Source organism: Stenotrophomonas sp. NPDC077421 (assembly GCF_049545505.1).
Classification (GTDB): domain Bacteria; phylum Pseudomonadota; class Gammaproteobacteria; order Xanthomonadales; family Xanthomonadaceae; genus Stenotrophomonas; species Stenotrophomonas nematodicola.
Window position 1 is genome coordinate 92,378 of the sequence record NZ_JBMWDP010000008.1, and the last position, 18,758, is coordinate 111,135.

Genomic DNA, 18,758 nt, shown 5'->3' on the forward strand with positions numbered 1-18,758 from the left:
GCTCAGCGCCGCGCCGCCGCGCCGTCGCCGCGGGCCACCGCCTCCACTTCCTGCAGGCTGGCGCACGCGGTGTCACCCGGCGTGGACATGGCCAGTGCGCCATGCGCCGCGCCCAGGTCCACGGCGGCCTGTTCGCCCTTGCCGCTGAGCAGGGCGTGGACCACGCCGGCCACGAATGCATCGCCGCCGCCCACCCGGTCCAACAGGTCCACCTCGCGCGTGCGCGAGAGGAACAGCCGCTCGCGGGTGCGCAGCGCACCGGCCCAGCCGTGGCGCGCGGCCGTGGCGGCATCGCGCAGGGTGAACGCCACCGCCTGCAGATTCGGGAAGCGCGTCAGCGCCCGCAGCGCGGCGGCATCGGCCGGGCCCACGTCCATCGGTGTGGTCCGCTTGCCCAGGTCGTCCAGGTCCATGCCCAGGCACGCGGCAAAGGAATACTCGTCGCCCACCAGCAGGTCGCACTCGGCGGCGATCGCGCAGTTGGCATGGCGCGCCGCGTCCGGATCGGGATGGCTTTCCCACAGGCTGGCGCGGTAGTTGAGGTCGTAGGACACTGCTACCCCGTGCCGGCGCGCGGCCCGCACGGCGTTGATCGCGGTCTGCGCGCTGTGTTCGGAGAGGGCCGCGAAGATGCCGCCGGTATGCAGCCAACGTGCGCCATCGCGACCGAACACCGTCTCCCAGTCGATCTCGTGCGGCTGCAGCTGCGCGGCAGCCGAACCCGCGCGGTCGGATACCCCCAGCGGCGCGCGCACGCCGAAGCCGCGTTCGGTGAAGTTGAGCCCCATGCGTGTGTTGCGGCCGATGCCGTCGTAATCGCGCCAGAGGATCTGGCTGGCATCCACGCCACCGGCCTGGATCAACTGCCGGGCCAATTCGCCCAGCGCGTTGCGCGGCAGCGCGGTCAACACCGCGCTGCGGTGTCCGAACGTGCTGCACAGGCCGCGCGCCACGTTGTACTCGCCGCCGCCTTCCCACACGCTGAACTGGCGCGCGTTGCGCACGCGGCCTTCGCCCGGATCGAAGCGCAGCATCACCTCGCCCAGTGCCAGGGCATCCCAGCGCTGGCCGGTCGATGCCGCCACCGCGAACTGCTGCGCGCTCATCGTGCCTTGCACCCGAGCAGGCCCAGGTCGATGCCGGCAGCCATGCGCCGGTAGCCCTCGTCGTTGGGGTGCAGGTGATCGCGGGTGATGTCCTCGGGCAGGTTCTCCGGGGTGGACGGATCGCGCAGGACCGCATCGAAGTCGATCAGCGCGTCGTAGCCGCTGCGGCCGCCGCGCATCCAGGTGTTGAGCGTGGTGCGGGTCGCCGCCGACAGCGGTTCGTAGCGGTCCGAGCCGCCGAACGGGGTGATGGTGGCGGCGATCGCGCCGATGCCGTTGCCGTGCAGGCGCTCGGCGATCTGGCGGTAGCCCAGCACCATGTCCTCGGCGTTGCGGCCGGCCTTGGGCGGGGTGCCGCCATCGTGGCGGATGTCGTTGATGCCTTCGAACACGATCACCTTGCTCACGTTGGGCAGGGCGATCACATCGCGGTCCAGCCGCGCCAGCGAGCTGTGGCTGCGGCCGTGGTCCATGACCTTGTTGCCGCTGATGCCGGCGTTGACCACCACCACCTGGTCCGGGCAGGCCTGCTGCAGGCGGGTGGCCAGCAGTGCCGGCCAGTCGCCGTTGCTGCCGCGCGTGGCGGTGGCGCCTTCGGTGATCGAATCGCCCAGGGCGACCACCACCACCGGCCTGGTGGCGCGCTCGGCCAGCACGGCCGATACGACGTTCTGCCGGTAGGCGAGTTTGACCTTGTCGCCCACCTCGGCCTGGCGGCCGTCGGCGATGCGCAGCGCGGTGCGCCGCACCGCAGGCCGGGTCGGCTCGGGGAAGTACACGGTCAGCGATACATCGGCCAATGCCGGCACCGTCATCGCGACCGGGTCGCTGAGCAGGGCGGCGCCGACCGGCACCACCACCGCGTTGCGACCATTGAAGGTGACCAGCTTGGCCGGTGTGGCCGTGCCGGTGCGGTGAGCGGTGACGCCGCCGATGGTCAGCGGCGCATCGCCCAGTTCGTTGCTGATGCGGAAGCGCAGCGCCGTGGCGGAACTGGCCAGGCGCATGTCCTGGCGTACCGTCTGGTTGGCGAACTGTACGGGTGCGTCGGGCGTACCGTCCTTGCGGTCGGGTGCCGGTGAGGCGGTCCACGCCGGCACCCAGACCTGGGCATGGGCGGGCAGCGCAGCGGCGCTGGTGGCAAGTGCAATCGACAATGCAGTGATCCAGCGCAGCATGGCAGCCCTCCCAGGCGGTCAGCGGAACGTGTCTATCAGGAGAAGTAGGTGCCGCCGTTGACGTCGACGTTGGCGCCGGTGATGAAGCCGGCGGCGTCCGAGGCCAGGTACACGGCGGTATCGGCCGCTTCCTGCGGGCGACCCTGGCGGCGCAGCGGGGTGTTGCCGGCCACGGCGGTACGCACTTCCGGCTTGGTGAATTCATCGTGGAAGCGGGTGGCGATCATGCCGCAGCACAGCGCGTTGACGCGGATGCCGCGCGGGCCGAGTTCCTTGGCCATCGCACGGGTGAAGGTCATCACTGCCGCCTTGGCCGTGGCGTAGATCGACGCACCCGGGCCACCGCCATCACGGCCGGCCTGCGACGCGAAGTTCACGATCGCGCCGCCCTCGGGCATGTGCGGCACCACCGCGTGGGTGGTGAGGAAGACCGAGCTCATGTTGAGGTCCATCACCTTGTGGAAGAACGCTTCGTCGATCTCGGCCAGCGGGCGGCGCTGCACCATGCCGCCGGCAACGTTGACCAGCACGTCGATGCGCTCGCCGAACGCGGCCTGGGTGGCCGCGACCATGCCGGCAACGGCGGCGGCGTCGGTAACGTCGGCGCGGTGCACGATCGCGGTGCCGCCCGCGGCCTGGATCTGCGCCAGGGTGTCCTGCGCGCTGGCTTCGTCGTTGGCGTAGTTGATGCAGACCTTGGCGCCGGCAGCGGCCAGCTTGAGCGAGATCTCGCGGCCGATGTCACGGCCGCCACCGGTGACGATGGCCACCTTGTCGTTGAATTGGGACATGGAAATACTCCGGTAGTGCGTTGGGGGAAAGGGAACGAAGGCTCAGCGCGGGGTGGTCGGGCCGTCGAGTTTTTCGACGCGGCCGGTGACCAGCCACAGCGCCAGCAGCGAGGCCGGCACGAGCGCCGCCACCAGGATGAAAATGGGGGCATAGGACTGGTGGGTCATGGCCGGTACCAGCCAGGTGGTGATCAGCGTGCCGGCCACCGCGGCCATGCCGCCCAGGCCGGCCACCGAGCCGACGGATTTGCCGCTGAAGATGTCGCCGGGCAGGGTCTGGATGTTGCCGATGGCGATCTGGAAGCCGAACAGCACGAAGGCGATGGTGATGACGGCCCACACCGGGTCGGTGGCGAGCACGGCGCCGAGAAGCGCCGGGGCCATGATCGCGCCCCCCAGGGTGATGACCACTTTGCGCGCCTTGTCCACGCTCCAGCCGGCGCCGATCAGGCGGCCGGACAACCAGCCGCCACCCAGGCTGCCGATCATCGCGCCCACATAGGGCACCCAGGCGAAGATGCCGATCTGCTTGATGTCGAAGCCGAAGGTGTCGGCCAGGTAGATCGGCAGCCACGATACGAACAGCCACCAGATCGGGTCCAGGAAGAACCGCGAGATCAGGATGCCCCAGGTCTGCCGATGGCCCAGCAGCTGGCGCACGTTGGGCACGTACTCCGCCTTGGGCACGGCCGGCGTTTCGGTGGGGGCATCCAGGATCAGCGCACGCTCGGCCGCGCTCACCCACGGGTGCTTGTCGGGGCCGGCGCGGTAGATGATCAGCCAGGGCAGCAGCCACACAAAGCCGATCGCGCCGATCAGGATGAAGGTGCCGCGCCAGCCCAGCCACAGGAACAGCACGGCAATCAGCGGTGCCGACACGATTGCGCCGATCGACGCGCCGGCATTGAACACGCCCTGCGCCAGCGCCCGCTCACGTGCCGGGAACCACTCTGCGTTGGCTTTCACCGCACCCGGCCATGCGCCGGCTTCGCTGATGCCGAGCAGGGCGCGGACCAGGCTGAAGGACAGGATCGAATGGGTGACCGAATGCAGGGCGATGGAGATCGACCACACCGCGATCGACAGGGCGAAGCCCAGCCGGGTACCTATGATGTCGAACAGCCGCCCGAACACGAACTGCCCGGCCGCGTAGAACAGCATGAACACGGTGACCAGCAGCGCGTAGTCTTCCTTGGTCGCGCCGACGTCCTTGGATATCTGCGGCCACATCACGGCCAGGGCATTGCGGTCGATGTAGTTGATCACCGTGGCCACGGCGATCAAACCCACGATCAGCCAGCGGACGTAGGTACGGGCCTGCGTGGTGACCTTCATTTGCTGTCCTTGCCGGTAGCGGTGCCGGTGTCGAAGCGCTTCCAGCCGCCCTCCCAGCGCCAGCGCTGTCCGTCGCCGCTGACCTCATGGCTGCCGGCCTTGCCCGGTTCGTCGGCGATGCCCAGCGCGATGCGCTGGCCGCCGGCCAGGTCGAGCACCAGCACGTCGGCATCCTTGCCGCGGTAGTGGGCGATACGGTCGATGCGGCTGTTGGCGCCGCGCACGGTTTCGGCGGTGCCGTCGTACCTGCCGTGCGGTTCCAGCACGCCGTAGAAGGTGGTGGCGGCCTGGCCGTCCACGCGCTGCAGCAGCATCGGTTCGCGGCGCAGGTTGAACGCGGGGTCGTTGGCGCCGCTCTCGCCGATCAGCGCACGCGAGGGCGCGGTGCTGGCGAAGCGGTAGGTGTAGAAGCGGCCGCCAAGCAGCCAGGTGAGGCTGCGCGCCTCGCTCGTGGGCTCGCTGGCCGCATCGATCCACACATGCTGGTAACCGTTGGCCTTGCCCAGCACCGGCCGCGCCGTCACTGCGGACTGGGTCTTGAACCCGACCTCCATGATGTGGCCATTGAAATGCAGCGGCAGGTCGTAGCGTGCCGCCTTGCTGCCGGTGACACGCAGCAGGTCCAGCACCACCGGTTCGCCCAGTGCCGGGTGCGACAGCAGCGCTTGTGTGCGGGTGAAGGCGACGCCGTCGTAGGCACCCACCATGCGCGCCGAGGCGATCTGCGTATCGTGGCCGGTGGCGAACAGCAGCGGCGTCGGTGCCAGCGCCTGGCCCTTCTTCCAGTCGCCGCCGAAATGGCTCTGCTCGTTCACCACCAGCGTGTTGTGGGCGATGGTCTGGCGTGCCCAACTGGTGTTCTCCGGCAGGTAGATGCCGCCGGACTTGGCCTCGATGTTGAGGAAGCGCGCCGCGCCGTAATCGGTGACCACGCGCTGGCCGTTGTCGTAGAACAGCCAGTTGAGCTTGTCGAAGTGGCCGTGGCCCATGCCCTGCTTGGTGTTCTTCATCACCAGCGCCTGGCCATCGGCACCGCCCATGCGCAGGATCGCCAGCGCGCCTTCAGTACCCTCCGGTCCGTCGCGCAGCAGGGTGGGGACGAAGTCGAACGGCGTGGCCTTGTCCTGCGCCAGCGCCTGGGCCACCTGCAGGCCCTCGGGCGAGAGCAGTACGCGCTTCTGTGCCTTGGCCACCGAGAGCAGGCGCGCATCGGCGGTCTGCGCGTAGGCGATGTCGATGCCGGCCACCAGTTCCTCGGTGTCCAGGCCCTTGTCCAGGATGGCGTCGTTGATCGGGAAGAAGTAGCCGCCGTAGCTGGTCTGCACCAGTGCATCCACCGCCTTCAGCAGCACCCCGTCGCGCCGTTTGAAAATGTCCTGCTGCGGGGCGTTGCGCTCGATGGCGTTGGCGAACAGGATGAACGGTGCGAGCGCATAGCGCTGGTAGTAGGGGCCTTCTTCGTAATAGCCGTCCGGCGAGAACAGCTGGTCCACCTGTTTGAGGAAACCGGCGCTGCCATCGCGCCGGCTGCCCTTCAGCGCCTTGTCCACGTAGGTGGGGTCGCGCAGCACGTAGCCGGTCATGCCCACCGCGGCCACCGCCCAGGTGGCGTGGTTGTGGATCTTGTCGAAGTTCTCCGGCGTACCGCTCAGGAAGTCGGCCATCGGGCGGAACACGTTGTTGTCGATGGTGGCGCGGTCGGCAGCGCTGAGGGTGTCGCGGATCGCGTCGTAGCCCTGCACCGCGCTGACCAGCCACACCGAATCGTTGAGGGTCTGCCAGAACAGCCGGCCGGGAATCTGCCCGCGTCCCTGCGGATGCGCGCCCAGACCGGGATAGAGCTTGGCGTAGCCCAGCAGCAGGTCGCGCGCGTAGTCGGCATAGGCGGTGTCGCCGGTCAACCGGTACAGCGCGCCGGCGGCCTGGATGGCCTGGTAGTTGCGCTTGTGCTGTTCATGGGTGTAACCGCCACCCTTGTCCTTCGGGACGGGCACATCGATGCCTGCCTTCATCATCGCGCGCACGCGCTGTTCGGCGCGCTGCTGTTCCCGTGCGAACAGGGGCGCGCGCGCGCCGTCCTGGCGCATCTGCGTCCATTGCGCGGGCGTCACCAGCACCGGGGCGGTCGCATCGGCGGCTGCCTGCTGGGTACGGGCGGGTGCGGCGTGCGCGCTGGGCAGCACGGCCGGACCGAGGGAAGCGGCCAGCAGCAGCAACAGGGGCGTGGAACGCATCATGGCAGGGTCTCGGCTGGGGTATCGGACTGCATCGCCGCGGTCGCGGTGAGCACGTTGTCGCGGGTGCGCAGACGCGGCTCGCCGACGCGGTGGCTGAAGCGCACCCGGCCGCTGTGCGCGAAGTGGTTGTCCACCAGCGTGGCCTGCTGCACGCCATGCAGGCGCAGGCTGGTGTCGTCGGCCACGCCCACGGCCTGCAGCTGGTTGCCCTGCACACGCAGGGAGGGGCCGAAGGTGCTCTCGTCGGTGCCGCCGCGATACAGGTCCAGCAGCGGCCCGCCGATGCGGGTGAAGCGCGAATCGACGATGTCCACCTGTTCGGCGTTGTACGTGCCCAGGTCATCGGTTTCGGCGGCGGCGGCGATCACGCTGCCGCTGATGTCGTCCACCGTGGTGTTGCTGATGCCGATGCGCGCGGCGAGGCTGCCTTTGCCGGCATTGACCACATCGAACGCCTTGTTGGCGGTGAGCCCGTGGACGCGGCTGTCCTCGATCAGCAGGGTGTAGTTGAACGCCTGGCTGCCCGGGGCGATGCGGACCACCGCATTGCCGGCGGTGTCCGGGGCGAGTGCGCCGTCGATGTCCAGTCGCGACAGCTTCAGCGAGCCACCCGCACGGATCTCGAACAGGGAGGGGCGGGTGAACTGCAGGCGCGCCTGGCCGCGCGCCGGTCCAATCACGCTCAGCGGGTGGTTCACGCCCAGCACCTGGTCCACCCGGTACTGGCCGCGCTGCAGCTGCAGGCGGTCGCCCGGTGCGCTGGCCGCGATGGCGCGGGTGAGGGTGTCCTCGCCCGGCGCCACCTGGCGCAGGCTGCCGCTGCCCAGTGCGGTGGTGTCCAGCGCCTTCGGGTACCACGCCACCCCGACCTGGTCGCGGGCGATCGGTGCCAGGTCGCGCGGTGCACCGGCAGCGATGGGGTCCACCGGGTACTGCAGGCCGTTGGGCGCGCGCTGCAGGGTCACGTTGGCCGCGCTCACCCCGCCCGGGAAGCCGTCCGAAACGGCGGGGCTCTGCACGTTGGCGCTGAAGGCGATGCCCGACAGGTCGCCCTGGCTGCGCAGCAGGGTCTGCTTGCCGTCTCCGATGAACAGGTTGGCCGTCATGCGGCTGTTGACCGGCATCGCGTTGCGCTCGTCATCCAGCCCGGCACCCAGGAACAGCTGGCGCACGTTGATGAAACTGTTGCGCTCGATCACCGCATCGGCCACCTGCTCGTAGCGGTTCAGCGGCGCGTCGCGGGTGCCGGCCATCACCGCCAGCGCGGCGGCGAAGTTGTCGCCGGCCACGTTCTCGACATAGTTGTCGCGCACGACCTGGCCGCGGTTGATCACCCGCACGCCACCGGTGTGCGGCTTGTTGTTGCCCAGGAACACATTGCGTTCCACCACGTTGCCGTGGCCGTGGCGCAGCACCAGCGAGCCGCGCGATTCGAAGAACACGTTGCCGCGGTACAGGTTGCCGCCGGACTTGTTGGAGACGATCTCCACCTCGCCGTCGCAGTGTTCGAACCAGTTGTTCTCCACCACCGTGTGCGACTCGGACTGCGAATCGTGGCTGGTGCCCACGCGCAGGGTTTCCCCGCCGTTGCTGCCCAGGTTGGGGCGCGGGCCAAACCAGTTGTGGTCGATGCGGTGGCGGTTGTCGAGCCCGCTGGTGGCGTTGCGCACCACCACCAGGGTGGTGCCGGCATTGGTCTTGCCCACCAGCTGATTGTGGTCGAAGCGGTTGTGCTGGCCGTACATCCCCACCCAGTTGTCCGACTGCTGGCGGTCCGGCTTGTTGTAGCGGTCGATCACCACGCCGGTCACCCGGCTGTGGTTGGCCCACTCCTTCGACGAGGCGCGGAAGGAGACCACCTCGCCGCCCGGCGCCCAGCCATCGCGGAACACCAGGTTGGACACCTCCAGGTACGCGCCGGCAAGCCGGAGCTGCGACTGGCCGCTGAGGATCACCTGGCCCGGCGTCTGTGCCGTCAATCTAATTGGTTGACCAATTTTGCCGGTTCCGCGCAGCAGCAGGTCAATATCACGCCAGACGCCGTTGGCCAGGATCACGGTATCACCCGGCTGCAGCCGGCCGGCCACCTGCGCATAGCCGGCGGCGTCGTGGACCAGATGATCTGCCCCGACCGCTGGCAGGGCGCCGAGCAGCAGGCCTGCGGCCAGTGCCGCCGCAAGCGGGCGCAGCGCCCGTGGCGCATGCGAATGGTGCAAAGTCACAGGCTTACCCTCCCAGATCAACCGTGGCGTCCAACGCGAGTCCGGATCGTAACAGGTCGTGCGCGGCGTTCGTCAACCACAATCGCATACCACTTTAGGTGCATGTGGTTGGCCTGTTGCGCATATTCCTGCTGCATCCGCACATTAAATACCGCCAAAGTGGTCTGGGTGGATCACAGGGGTAGACTTTAGTACCAATTCATTGACATTGGTCCAGCAACCGTGAATTGTCCGGATCGAATCCGTGTAGTCGGACGATCCATCCTGGGAGGGAGATCACGATGTTGCATGACCGCCGTACGGCCTCGCCACGAGGCCTTCGCCACACCGCGCTGCATGGCGCACTGCTTTACGCCCTGTGCGCCACCGCGGCCCTGCCGCTGGCTCACGCACAGGATGCCGATGCCCCGGCGACCCCGCCGGCGCAGGCCACCACCCTGGACCAGGTCCAGGTGACCGGTATCCGCGGCACGATCCAGACCTCGATCGACAAGAAGCGCGAGGAGACCGTGGTCTCCGATGTGCTGGCGGCCGAGGACATCGGCGACCTGCCCGCGCTGTCGATCGGTGAGGCCATCGAAACCATCACCGGCGCCTCCACGCACCGCGAGAAGGGCGGCGCGTCGGAAATTTCGATCCGCGGTCTGGGGCCGTTCCTCGGCTCGTCCACCTTCAATGGCCGCGAGGCGACCAACGGCAGCGGCGACCGCTCGGTGAACTTCAACCAGTTCCCGTCCGAACTGATCAACACCGTGGCCATCTACAAGACCCAGCGCGCCGACTTCGTCGAAGGCGGCGTGGCCGGTACGGTCAACATGGAAACGGTCAAACCGCTGGAGTACGGCAAGCGCACCTTCCAGGTGGATGGCCGCGGCACGTGGCAGGAGTACGACGATCGGCTCAAGGACAAGGACGGTGTGGGCTGGCGCGGCACGGCCAGCTACATCGACCAGTTCGACATGGGCGCGGCCGGCAAGCTCGGCGTGTCCATCGGCGTGCAGGCGCTGGAAGGCAGCAACCCGGAAGAAATGTTCTCCAGCAGCTCCACCTGGGTGGCCTGCGACGGCCGCGAAGTGGTGGGCGCCACCCGCAACTGCACCCAGGTCAACGGCAACCAGGTGGCCAACGGCGTGCCGTACTACCTGGTGCCCGGCAGCCGCATCTACCGCCAGTTCATCGAGCACGACAAGCGCGACTCGCAGTTCGCCGCGCTGCAGTGGCGGCCCAACGATGCGGTCGAGGTGAACCTGGACTACCAGTTCTCCAAGCGCGACTACACCGAAGACCGCTCGGACCTGTCGCTGTCCTCGATGATGCGCAACCTCAACAACCGCGTGGTCAGTGACGACGGCGCGCTGCTGCACCACACCGGCAGCACCACGGTCGATTCCACCGGCAACTTCCTGGAGCGCAAAGAGGAGTACACCGGCGGCGGCCTCAACGTGATCTTCCGGCCGACCCCGGCGTGGACGCTCTCCACCGACCTGTCCTACTCCAACACGCGCCGCGACCAGATCGAACGCTCCACCCGCCTGCGCGCCGGCCGCACCGACGTCAACGGCAGACCGGTGGGCGGCATCAAGAACACCCGCTACGTCGACTACACCTACGACTACAGCGGTGATGTGCCGAGCATCATCCTGGACCCGGCATTCGATGTGAACAACCCGGACAACTTCACCGACTCGGCCCTGGTGCGCCGCCGCCAGCAGCATCGCGAACACACCATCCGCGCCGGCCGCTTCGATGCCGCGTTCACTCCGGAAAGCGGCTTCTTCACCGCGATCAAGGGTGGCCTGCGCCGCTCCGAGGCGACCTACACCGACTACACCGACACGGTGGACGTGACCACCACCAACGTCGCCGCGATCCGCGCCGCGAACCTCGCCTGCCGCCAGGACTTCCCGCAGGACGACTTCCTGGCCAATGCCAGCGGCAACACCATCGACCGCTGGGCCAGCTTCGACAGCCGCTGCCTGTTCAAGGCCTTCACCGGCCAGGACGACACCGGCCTGAGCGAAGACCTGCGCAACCCGGCCAACAACGATGTGACCGAGAAAACCAGCGCGCTGTACCTGATGGGCGACTACAGCGCCGAGTGGTTCGGCCTGCCGGTCACCGGCAACATCGGCGTGCGCGGGGTGCGTACCGAGGTGCGTTCGGTGGGACTACGCAGCGGCCTGGACGTGGTCAACAACCCCGATGGCACCGTGACCCTGCAGCCCACCGGCGATTTCACCTCGCAGGTGCTCAAGTCCAGCAATACCGAGTGGCTGCCCAGCTTCAATGCCGCCTTCGAACTGCACCCGGACCTGCTGCTGCGCGTGGGTGCCTACCGGGCGATGTCGCGCCCGGACCTGGCCGCCGAAGGCTTCGGCCGCACGTTCAACCTGGGCGAGGTGGATGCCGAGTTCAGCAGCGTCGCCGACGCGCTGCGCAGCATCACCGCCACCGGCAACCCGCGCGCCACGCCGCTGATGTCGTGGAATGCCGACGTGTCGCTGGAGTGGTACGCCAACGCGGACACGATGGTGTCCACGGCGCTGTACTACAAGCAGTTCAACGGCGGCTCCATGCCGGTGATCGTTGATGAGACCTTCGACATCGACGGCCAGCGCGTGACCGTGCCGGTGGAACAGCTGGCCACCAGCGACCAGAAGAGCGATCTGTTCGGCGTGGAGTTCACCGCCTCGCACAGCTTCTCCTACCTGCCGGGCATCTTCTCCGGGCTGGGTGTGAAGGCCAGCTACAACTACGCCGATTCCAACTTCAGGACCGAAGACCTGCGCCTGGGCGAGTCCACCAACCCCGCCACCGGCGTGGTCACCCCGGGCATCGTCGAGCCGGCCAACATCTTCGGCCTGTCCAGGCATGTGGCATCGGCGCAGGTTTACTGGGGTCTGGGCAAGCTGGATCTGCAGGCGATCTACAAGTACCGCTCGGACTATTACCAGCAGTTCGTCGGCGACCCGTCGCAGAACCGCTACGTGCGGGACAATGGCGCGCTGGACTTCCGCGCCACCTACAAGGTGAACAAGCACCTGTCGGTATCGCTGTCGGCCAGCAACCTCACCGACGAGCCGCGGGTGTCGGATATGCCCATCCTCGGCAGCTTCCGCGAGTACACCACCTACGGGCGGCGCTATTATCTGGGGGTGCGCTACCGCTTCTGAGGTCAGTGGCGCGGTTCCAGGACCGCGCCGCTCTCTGAGGGCGCGGCCCGCGTGTCGGTCCCCAGCCACCTGTCAGCCAGGCCTTTGATGATGTCCGAACCCCGTCTGTACCAGTCCATTGCCGCCGAAATCGTCGCGCTGATCGAGAAAGGCGAATTCCCGCCGGGCTCGCGCCTGCCGGGTGAACGCGACCTGGCCGAACGCCTGGGCGTCAGCCGGGTGACGGTGCGCGAGGCGGAAATCGCGCTGGAAGCGCAGGGGCTGATCACCATCAAGACCGGCTCGGGCGTCTATGTGAAGGCCCGTCCGTCGCAGGCACCGGGCGCATTGCCGGATGTCTCGGCCTTCGACCTCACCGCCGCCCGCGCGGTGATCGAGGCCGAAGCGGCGGCGATGGCGGCCAGCCGCATCACCGATGAGGAACTGCAGGATCTGGCCGGCCTGATCGCCGCGATGGTCGACCCGGCTTCGGGCGAGGCCGCCGCCAGCGAGGCCGACCGGCAGTTCCACCTGTCCATCGCCCGCATCGCCGGCAACCCGGTGGTGGAGCATTGCGTGCAGTTGATCTGGCGGATGCGCAACGAGCTGCCGCGCGTCAAGCAGGTCTATGCCAACGTCTGCCACAACGACGACGACACCCGCGACGAAGAACACACCGCCATTCTCGACGCCCTGCGCCAGCGCGACCCGGCTGCGGCCCGGCTGGCCATGCGCAACCACTTCCAGCGGCTGTTCGAGTCGATGCTGGAAGCCACCGAGAACGAGGCGCTCGCCGAGATCCGGCGGCGTACCCAGCAGGATCGCGAACGCTTCATGGCCGCCACCGGGCTGTAGGCCCGGCGTCGGGCCGAGGGTCTACTCGCCCTGGTACTGCTTTTCCTCGACCAGCTGCGAGCCGGCGATGCGGTTGATCTCGTTCTTCACTTTGACGCGTTCACCATTGGTGCCGTAAACACCGCGCGCGAGCTGGATGAACACCGCATCGAAGTCCTGGGCCGCTTCCTTGTCGCGGAGCTGGTCCTGGATGTCCCACATGCGGGCATTGATCACTTTCAGCGCCGACTTCAGCGCCTCCAGGCCCGGCTGCGCGGCCAGCAGTTCCTGCCACAGCGGCAACAGCCCCTCCAGTTCCAGGCGCACGTTGGCGTTCTTGGCCGCATCGGTGATGCGCTCGGCCTTGATTTCCAGGATGGTGATCTTGTCGATCAGCTCGCCAATCGATACCGGGGTCAGGATCGCGTCCACGTGATTACTCGCAGCAGGTCGGAGCAGCCATGATACCGCGCGCCCCTCGCGCCATCCCGAAACGCAGGATTTACAGCGATTTTGCGCCGATCCGGCCGGTGCGCCATAGCGGCTTTACGGCCGCCCCGGGAACACTGCACGCCTCGACGGCGCCGCCGTCCCTGGAGTGGAAACGTGGTGGTTGAACAAGTGAAAGGGCGCCTGGTGCGCCGCTGCAGCGGCCTGCTGGTGGGCCTGGCGATGAGTGGTGCGGCGGCGGCCGCAGTGGAGGGCAACGCCAGCCTGACCTCCGATTACGTCTGGCGCGGCAGTTCGCAGAGCGATGGCGATCCGGCGGCGCAGGCCGGCGTGAAGCTGACCAGTTCGCGCGGCTGGTATGCCTCGGCCTGGGGCTCGGGCGTGTCGTTCCAGCCCGACAACGGTGCACGCAGCGAATTCGATCTGGTGGCCGGGTGGAGCGGTGCCGTGGCCAACGACTGGGCGGTGGACGTCAACCTGACCCGCTACCTGTACCCGTCTGCCAACGTGGACCTGGACTGGACCGAGCTCAACGGCACGCTGACCTGGCAGCAGCGCTACTGGCTGCAGGTGGGCGTATCGGACAACGCATTGGCCGGCGGCCACGGGGGCATGTATGCCCAGCTCGGCGCACGCCTGCCGCTGGGCGAGGCGTGGCGGCTTGAAGGTGCCATCGGCCACTATTGGCTCGACAGCGCACAGAGCGATGACTACCTGCATGGCCAGCTCAGCGCCGTCTGGCGCGTCCACGGCCCGTGGGAGCTGCGCCTGACCGCGCACGACACCGACCGCGCCGCCCAACGCCTGTTCCCCGGCAACGCCGGCTCCCGCGTCGAGTTCGCGCTGCAGACCACCTTCTGACACCAACAGGCAGCGCCGACCGTGGGTCGGCTGCTGCCCTCGGGTGCTACCCGCGCCCGCGGGCCATCGCCCATACCGCCATCGCCATCGCCGCCACACCGGCGCCGGTCACGCACACGCCGGTCCACCCGTATGCGCCGTATACCTGCGCCGACACCAGCGAGCCCACCGAACCGCCGATGAAGTACCCGGTCATGTAGCCCGCGTTGAGCCGGTTGCGCGCCTCCGGGCGCAACGCGAACACCACGTTCTGGTTGCTCACGTGCAGCAGCTGCGCCGCCAGGTCCAGCAGCAGCACGCCCACCACCAGCGCCACCAGCGACTGCGTCGAGAAGCCCAGCGGCAGCCACGACGCGGCCAGCAGCACCAGCGCCAGCGTCGTCGCCAGGGCCGCCTTGCCACGGTCGGCCATCCGGCCTGCCACGCCTGCCGCCAACGTACCTGCCGCGCCCACCAGGCCGAACAGCCCGATCGTCGCATCGCTGTAGTGGTACGGCGCACCCGCCAGCAGGAAGGCCAGTGGTGTCCAGAACATCGCGAACATCGCAAAGCTCAGCGCGCCGAGCAGTGTGCGCAGGCGGAACACCGGCTCCTCCACGAACAGCGTGCCGATCGAGCGCAGCAGCGCGCCATAGCCCAGGCCCGCGTGCTGATGGAAGCGCGGCAGCACGCGATACAGCACCCACGTGGTGAGCACCAGCGTGCCCGCCGCCATCCAGTACACCCAGCGCCAGTCGCCCAGCGACGACAGTGCGCCGGCCACCGTGCGTGCCAGCAGGATGCCCAGCAGCAGCCCGCTCATCACCGTGCCCACCACCCGGCCACGCTCTTCCGGCCGCGCCAGCGTTGCCGCGAACGGGACCAGCACCTGCGCCACCACCGAGAACAGGCCGGTGATCGCCGTACCCACCACCAGCCAGACAAACGTATGGCTCACTGCGCTCACCACCAGCCCGGCCGCCGACAACAGCGACATCACCACGATCAACCGCCGCCGCTCGAACATGTCGCCCAGCGGCACCAGCAGCACCACGCCCAGGCCATAGCTCAACTGCGCGGCCGTCACCAGCATCCCGGCGCGCCCGAACGACACCCCGAACTCACTGGCGATGGTGTGCAGCAGTGGCTGGGCGTAGTAGTTGCTGGCCACCGCCACGCCCGTGGCAAAGGCCATCAGCAGCACCTGCCAGCGGCTCAGGGGGGTGTGGACATCGGCGGTCATGCGGCTTCCAGACTTCAGGGGGACGCCAGTGTCCGCCTCCCTGCGTGATGATGGAAATGAATAGTTATCATCCAACGCATCTGAAAATGAGATGGGTGGTGGAGATGCCGGCGTGAACCTCAAACAGCTCGAATTCTGCGTGGCCCTGGCCGAAGAGCGCAGCTTCACCCGGGCCGCCGCGCGTTGCCATGTGGTGCAGTCCGCCCTCAGCCACCAGATCGCGCACCTCGAAGAAGAGCTGCAGGCGACCCTGTTCGAACGCCTGCCGCGCCAGGTACGGGTCACCCCGGCCGGTGAGGTCCTGCTCACTCACGCGCGCCAGGTGCTCGACGCGCTGCGCCATTTGCGCGAAGACGTCGCGGCCGTGGCGGGCCAGGTGCGCGGCACGCTCACCATCGGCCAGATCACCTCGCTCACCGCCGTGGACCTGGTCGCCTGCCTCGCGGCCTTCCACACGCGCTACCCGCAGGTGGAATTCCGTCTGCGCATGGACAGGAGCGAAGTGCTGATGGACGACGTACGCGAGCGTCGCGTGGATGTCGCCCTGGTCGGCCTGTCGCCGGGCACCGCCATCGACGGCGCCTGCCATCGCCTGCTGGCCGAGGAATCGATGGTGGCCGTGCTGCCGCCCGCGCACCCGCTGGCCAACCGCAGACGGCTGTCGCTGGCCGCGCTGGCCGAGCTGCCGCTGGTGGATTTCCAGTACGGCAGCGGCGCGCGCCGGCAGACCGACGAAGCCTTTGCCGCGGCCGGGTTGCCACACCGGGTGCCGTTCGAGATCAACCACATGTCGCTGATCGAGCGCTTCGTGCAGCAGGGCCTGGCGGTGGGCATCGTGCCCGCGCAGATCGCCGCCGGCTTTACCGGCGTGGCCTGTGTCGCCATCCAGGATGCGCCGGTGCGGCGCGTGCATGCGGTGTGGTCGAAACTGCCCACACCGGCGGCGCGGGCGTTCATGGACGAACTGCTGCAGCACGTGGCGCCGCAGGCGGAGCCACGTACCGGCGTGGGGCTCAGGCGCCGCGCACGCGCAGGGTCAGGCCCTTGAGGAAGTTGCGCAGCAGCTGGTCGCCGCAGGCACGGTAGTTCTTGTGGTCCGGCTGGCGGAACAGCGCCGACAGCTCCGGCTTGGACACCGGGAAACCGGCCTGCTGGAAGATCTCGTGCATGTCCACGTCCTTCAGCTGGAAGGCCACGCGCAGCTTCTTCAGCACCAGGTTGTTGGTGATGCGCTTTTCCACGGGGCGCAGCGGCTGGCTCTCGTCGCGGCCACGGAAGTGCACGATCAGTCCGTCCAGGAAGTGCGCCAGTGTGCGGTCGTCGCAGGCCACGAAGCCTTCCTCGTCTTCCTTGCGCAGCCACCCGGCCACGTCGGCCTTGTCGACCACGAAGGCCGGATCGGCCAGGGCACAGGTGTCGACGATCATGCCGTCGCTGAGGTCGAGCATGTAGCGGATGCTGCGCAGTACATCGTTGTTGATCATGTGACGTCCAATACCGCCGGCGCGGCTGCGCGGCTGGCCGCCATTTTACCCCCTGCCGGCCTCTGTGCCCGGCGCGACCGGCGTGGCTGTCATCTGGCTGCCATGAAAGTGAAGCACAGTGCCGCCATCGAGCCCGTACAGGCAGTGGAGCAGGCAATGCGCAGGTGGCAGTCGGTGGCGGGTGTGGGGATGCTGTGGCTGGCCGGAACGGCCGCCGCCCAGGTCCCGTATGTGGCAATTGAAGCGCGCGTGGACCCGCAGGAACTGGCGCAGGTGGGGCTCAGCCCGGCTCAGCTGGAGGCTCTGAACCGCCTGCTGCGCGAGGCCGATGCCCGCACCCCGGCGGTGCCGGTGGCTGCGGCGCCGATGGCTGCCGCGGGAGGTCCGGCACCGGGTGCGATGTTCCCCGGCCTGGATGACGGGCCGATCAAGGCCAAGGTCACCGGCCAGGTGGATGGCTGGGCGCCCGGTACCGTGTTCACCCTGGACAACGGCCAGCAGTGGCAGGTGCTCAAGGGCGAGATCACACTCAAGGCCAGTCGCAGCAACCCCGACATCGTGGTGGTACCTGGCATCGCCGGGCGCTGGTTCCTGCAGGTGGATGAAGACCTGCCCAAGGCGCGCGTGTTCCGCATCCGCTGATCGGTGCGAAAATGCAGGGGATTCCCACGGAGTACCCCGATGACCCGTACCGCTCTGATTACCGGCGCCACCTCCGGCTTTGGCGCTGCCACCGTCCATCGCTTCGCCCAGGCCGGTTGGCGCGTCATCGCCACCGGGCGACGTGCCGAACGGCTGCAGCCGCTGGTTGACGCCTATGGTGCCGAGCGCGTACATGCCGCCGTCTTCGACGTGCGCGACACCGCCGCGATGGAGGCCGCGCTGGCCGCCCTGCCGGCGGACTTCGCCGCCATCGACCTGCTGGTCAACAATGCCGGCCTGGCCCAGGGCACCGCTCCGGCACAGAGCGCCTCGCTGGACGACTGGCGCACCATGATCGACACCAATGTCACCGCCCTGGTCACCCTGACCCACCGCCTGCTGCCGCAGCTGGTGGCGCGCAAGGGCGCGATCATCAACATCAGCTCGGTGGCGGGGGTGTATCCGTACCCCGGCGGCAATGCCTACGGCGGCACCAAGGCGTTCGTCAGCCAGTTCTCGCTGGGTCTGCGTTCGGACCTGCACGGCACCGGCGTGCGTGTGACCACCATCGAACCGGGCATGGCCGAAACCGAGTTCACCCTGGTGCGCACCCACGGCAACCAGGCCGCCTCGGACACGCTCTACACCGGGGCAAACCCCATGACCGCCGACGATATCGCCGAGCAGATCCTGTGGGTTGCCAACCTCCCGGCACACCTCAACATCAACCGCCTCGAGGTGATGCCGGTCAGCCAGTCGTTCGCCGGCTTCCAGGTCGCGCGCGACTGAGGATGCCAGGGCACCTGCGCGCTCCTCCGGGAGAGCCGACCAACGGTCGGCTCTACCCGTGGCGGGCTGGCGTCATGCTGCCGTCCACACCGCCAGCTCGTAGCCGTCCGGGTCGCGGAAATGGAAGCGTCGCCCGCCGGGGAAGGCGAATACCGGTTTGCTGATGATGGCGCCGGCCGCTTCCAGGCGCTGCTGGGTGGCTGCCAGATCGTCGGCGTACAGAATCACCAGCGGGCCACCGGGCACCACCGGCTCGCCGGTGGTGAAACCACCGCACAGGCGCCCATCGTTGAACTCGGTGTAGGCCGGGCCGTAGTCGGTGAATGTCCAGCCGAATACGGTGCCGTAAAACGCCTTGCTGCGGGCGATATCGCCGACGTTGAATTCGATGTTGTCGATGCGGCGGTCGTTGCCGTGTGTATTGCTCATGGAGGGTCTCGTGGTGAAGGAAGGTC

The 18,758-nt window shown here is 68.2% G+C and carries 16 protein-coding genes; 6 read left to right on the forward strand and 10 right to left on the reverse strand.

Annotated elements, in window-relative coordinates:
- Window positions 1-2: 2 nt before the first annotated feature.
- From ACPEH1_RS06335 to ACPEH1_RS06360, 6 genes are read right to left on the reverse strand one after another with little or no spacing between them, the layout of a single operon-like run.
- Complete coding sequence (locus ACPEH1_RS06335; RefSeq protein WP_423715460.1) at window positions 3-1,106, reverse strand: sugar kinase; 1,104 nt, start codon at window positions 1,104-1,106, stop codon at window positions 3-5.
- The gene (locus ACPEH1_RS06340; RefSeq protein WP_423715462.1) at window positions 1,103-2,284 is read right to left on the reverse strand and encodes a GDSL-type esterase/lipase family protein; all 1,182 of its coding nucleotides are present in this window, start codon (window positions 2,282-2,284) and stop codon (window positions 1,103-1,105) included. Before ACPEH1_RS06340 ends, ACPEH1_RS06335 begins: the two co-directional genes overlap by 4 nt.
- Window positions 2,285-2,319: 35 nt before the next feature.
- Window positions 2,320-3,075, reverse strand: a complete 756-nt coding sequence (locus ACPEH1_RS06345; protein WP_423715464.1) for an SDR family NAD(P)-dependent oxidoreductase — start codon at window positions 3,073-3,075, stop codon at window positions 2,320-2,322.
- Between the two features lie 42 nt (window positions 3,076-3,117).
- Entirely contained in the window at window positions 3,118-4,410 is a 1,293-nt protein-coding gene (locus ACPEH1_RS06350; RefSeq protein WP_312708123.1) for an MFS transporter, read from the reverse strand.
- Window positions 4,407-6,644, reverse strand: coding sequence for an oligoalginate lyase (locus ACPEH1_RS06355; protein WP_312708159.1), 2,238 nt, complete (start codon window positions 6,642-6,644; stop codon window positions 4,407-4,409). Before ACPEH1_RS06355 ends, ACPEH1_RS06350 begins: the two co-directional genes overlap by 4 nt.
- A complete protein-coding gene (locus ACPEH1_RS06360) occupies window positions 6,644-8,869 on the reverse strand; it encodes a polysaccharide lyase 6 family protein (RefSeq protein WP_423715467.1) in 2,226 nt (741 codons plus the stop codon). Before ACPEH1_RS06360 ends, ACPEH1_RS06355 begins: the two co-directional genes overlap by 1 nt.
- Before the next feature lie 281 nt (window positions 8,870-9,150).
- On the opposite strand from ACPEH1_RS06360, the gene ACPEH1_RS06365 reads away from it, so the two are divergent.
- Window positions 9,151-12,042 (forward strand): TonB-dependent receptor, encoded by a 2,892-nt coding sequence (locus tag ACPEH1_RS06365; protein ID WP_423715469.1) that lies wholly within the window; start codon window positions 9,151-9,153, stop codon window positions 12,040-12,042.
- A 90-nt stretch (window positions 12,043-12,132) separates the two neighbouring features.
- Complete coding sequence (locus tag ACPEH1_RS06370) at window positions 12,133-12,876, forward strand: FadR/GntR family transcriptional regulator (protein ID WP_136006792.1); 744 nt, start codon at window positions 12,133-12,135, stop codon at window positions 12,874-12,876.
- Between the two features lie 21 nt (window positions 12,877-12,897).
- Here ACPEH1_RS06370 and ACPEH1_RS06375 read toward each other — a convergent pair whose 3' ends face one another.
- The gene (locus ACPEH1_RS06375) at window positions 12,898-13,287 is read right to left on the reverse strand and encodes a DUF6165 family protein (protein ID WP_017357038.1); all 390 of its coding nucleotides are present in this window, start codon (window positions 13,285-13,287) and stop codon (window positions 12,898-12,900) included.
- Window positions 13,288-13,527: 240 nt separating this feature from the next.
- Here ACPEH1_RS06375 and ACPEH1_RS06380 point away from each other — a divergent pair, with 240 nt between their 5' ends.
- The gene (locus ACPEH1_RS06380; protein ID WP_423715476.1) at window positions 13,528-14,166 is read left to right on the forward strand and encodes a TorF family putative porin; all 639 of its coding nucleotides are present in this window, start codon (window positions 13,528-13,530) and stop codon (window positions 14,164-14,166) included.
- A 46-nt stretch (window positions 14,167-14,212) separates the two neighbouring features.
- Here the strand turns inward: ACPEH1_RS06380 and ACPEH1_RS06385 are convergent, their stop codons facing one another.
- Window positions 14,213-15,388 (reverse strand): MFS transporter, encoded by a 1,176-nt coding sequence (locus ACPEH1_RS06385; protein ID WP_017357040.1) that lies wholly within the window; start codon window positions 15,386-15,388, stop codon window positions 14,213-14,215.
- Window positions 15,389-15,500: 112 nt separating this feature from the next.
- Between ACPEH1_RS06385 and ACPEH1_RS06390 the strand changes: the two genes are divergently transcribed.
- Window positions 15,501-16,436: a LysR family transcriptional regulator gene (locus ACPEH1_RS06390; RefSeq protein WP_136006796.1), complete on the forward strand. Its 936-nt coding sequence runs from the start codon at window positions 15,501-15,503 to the stop codon at window positions 16,434-16,436.
- Here ACPEH1_RS06390 and ACPEH1_RS06395 read toward each other — a convergent pair.
- Window positions 16,402-16,872, reverse strand: a complete 471-nt coding sequence (locus ACPEH1_RS06395; protein WP_017357042.1) for a DUF1456 family protein — start codon at window positions 16,870-16,872, stop codon at window positions 16,402-16,404. The genes ACPEH1_RS06390 and ACPEH1_RS06395 overlap by 35 nt on opposite strands.
- A 102-nt stretch (window positions 16,873-16,974) precedes the next feature.
- On the opposite strand from ACPEH1_RS06395, the gene ACPEH1_RS06400 reads away from it, so the two are divergent.
- Window positions 16,975-17,514: a hypothetical protein gene (locus tag ACPEH1_RS06400; RefSeq protein ID WP_229296571.1), complete on the forward strand. Its 540-nt coding sequence runs from the start codon at window positions 16,975-16,977 to the stop codon at window positions 17,512-17,514.
- Window positions 17,515-17,553: 39 nt separating this feature from the next.
- The gene (locus ACPEH1_RS06405; RefSeq protein ID WP_153165413.1) at window positions 17,554-18,303 is read left to right on the forward strand and encodes an SDR family NAD(P)-dependent oxidoreductase; all 750 of its coding nucleotides are present in this window, start codon (window positions 17,554-17,556) and stop codon (window positions 18,301-18,303) included.
- 72 nt (window positions 18,304-18,375) lie between these two features.
- Here ACPEH1_RS06405 and ACPEH1_RS06410 read toward each other — a convergent pair whose 3' ends face one another.
- Complete coding sequence (locus tag ACPEH1_RS06410) at window positions 18,376-18,732, reverse strand: VOC family protein (protein ID WP_017357045.1); 357 nt, start codon at window positions 18,730-18,732, stop codon at window positions 18,376-18,378.
- Between the last annotated feature and the right edge of the window lie 26 nt (window positions 18,733-18,758).

Excerpts from the sequence above, each read along its gene's own strand:
- ACPEH1_RS06400 (WP_229296571.1), top strand. The coding sequence starts at position 16,975 with ATGAAAGTGAAGCACAGTGCCGCCATCGAGCCCGTACAGGCAGTGGAG.
- ACPEH1_RS06335 (WP_423715460.1), bottom strand. The coding sequence starts at position 1,106 with ATGAGCGCGCAGCAGTTCGCGGTGGCGGCATCGACCGGCCAGCGCTGG.
- ACPEH1_RS06405 (WP_153165413.1), top strand. The coding sequence starts at position 17,554 with ATGACCCGTACCGCTCTGATTACCGGCGCCACCTCCGGCTTTGGCGCT.
- ACPEH1_RS06380 (WP_423715476.1), top strand. The coding sequence starts at position 13,528 with ATGAGTGGTGCGGCGGCGGCCGCAGTGGAGGGCAACGCCAGCCTGACC.
- ACPEH1_RS06410 (WP_017357045.1), bottom strand. The coding sequence starts at position 18,732 with ATGAGCAATACACACGGCAACGACCGCCGCATCGACAACATCGAATTC.
- ACPEH1_RS06395 (WP_017357042.1), bottom strand. The coding sequence starts at position 16,872 with ATGATCAACAACGATGTACTGCGCAGCATCCGCTACATGCTCGACCTC.
- ACPEH1_RS06350 (WP_312708123.1), bottom strand. The coding sequence starts at position 4,410 with ATGAAGGTCACCACGCAGGCCCGTACCTACGTCCGCTGGCTGATCGTG.
- ACPEH1_RS06345 (WP_423715464.1), bottom strand. The coding sequence starts at position 3,075 with ATGTCCCAATTCAACGACAAGGTGGCCATCGTCACCGGTGGCGGCCGT.
- ACPEH1_RS06370 (WP_136006792.1), top strand. The coding sequence starts at position 12,133 with ATGTCCGAACCCCGTCTGTACCAGTCCATTGCCGCCGAAATCGTCGCG.
- ACPEH1_RS06355 (WP_312708159.1), bottom strand. The coding sequence starts at position 6,644 with ATGCGTTCCACGCCCCTGTTGCTGCTGCTGGCCGCTTCCCTCGGTCCG.
- ACPEH1_RS06340 (WP_423715462.1), bottom strand. The coding sequence starts at position 2,284 with ATGCTGCGCTGGATCACTGCATTGTCGATTGCACTTGCCACCAGCGCC.
- ACPEH1_RS06385 (WP_017357040.1), bottom strand. The coding sequence starts at position 15,388 with ATGACCGCCGATGTCCACACCCCCCTGAGCCGCTGGCAGGTGCTGCTG.
- ACPEH1_RS06365 (WP_423715469.1), top strand. The coding sequence starts at position 9,151 with ATGTTGCATGACCGCCGTACGGCCTCGCCACGAGGCCTTCGCCACACC.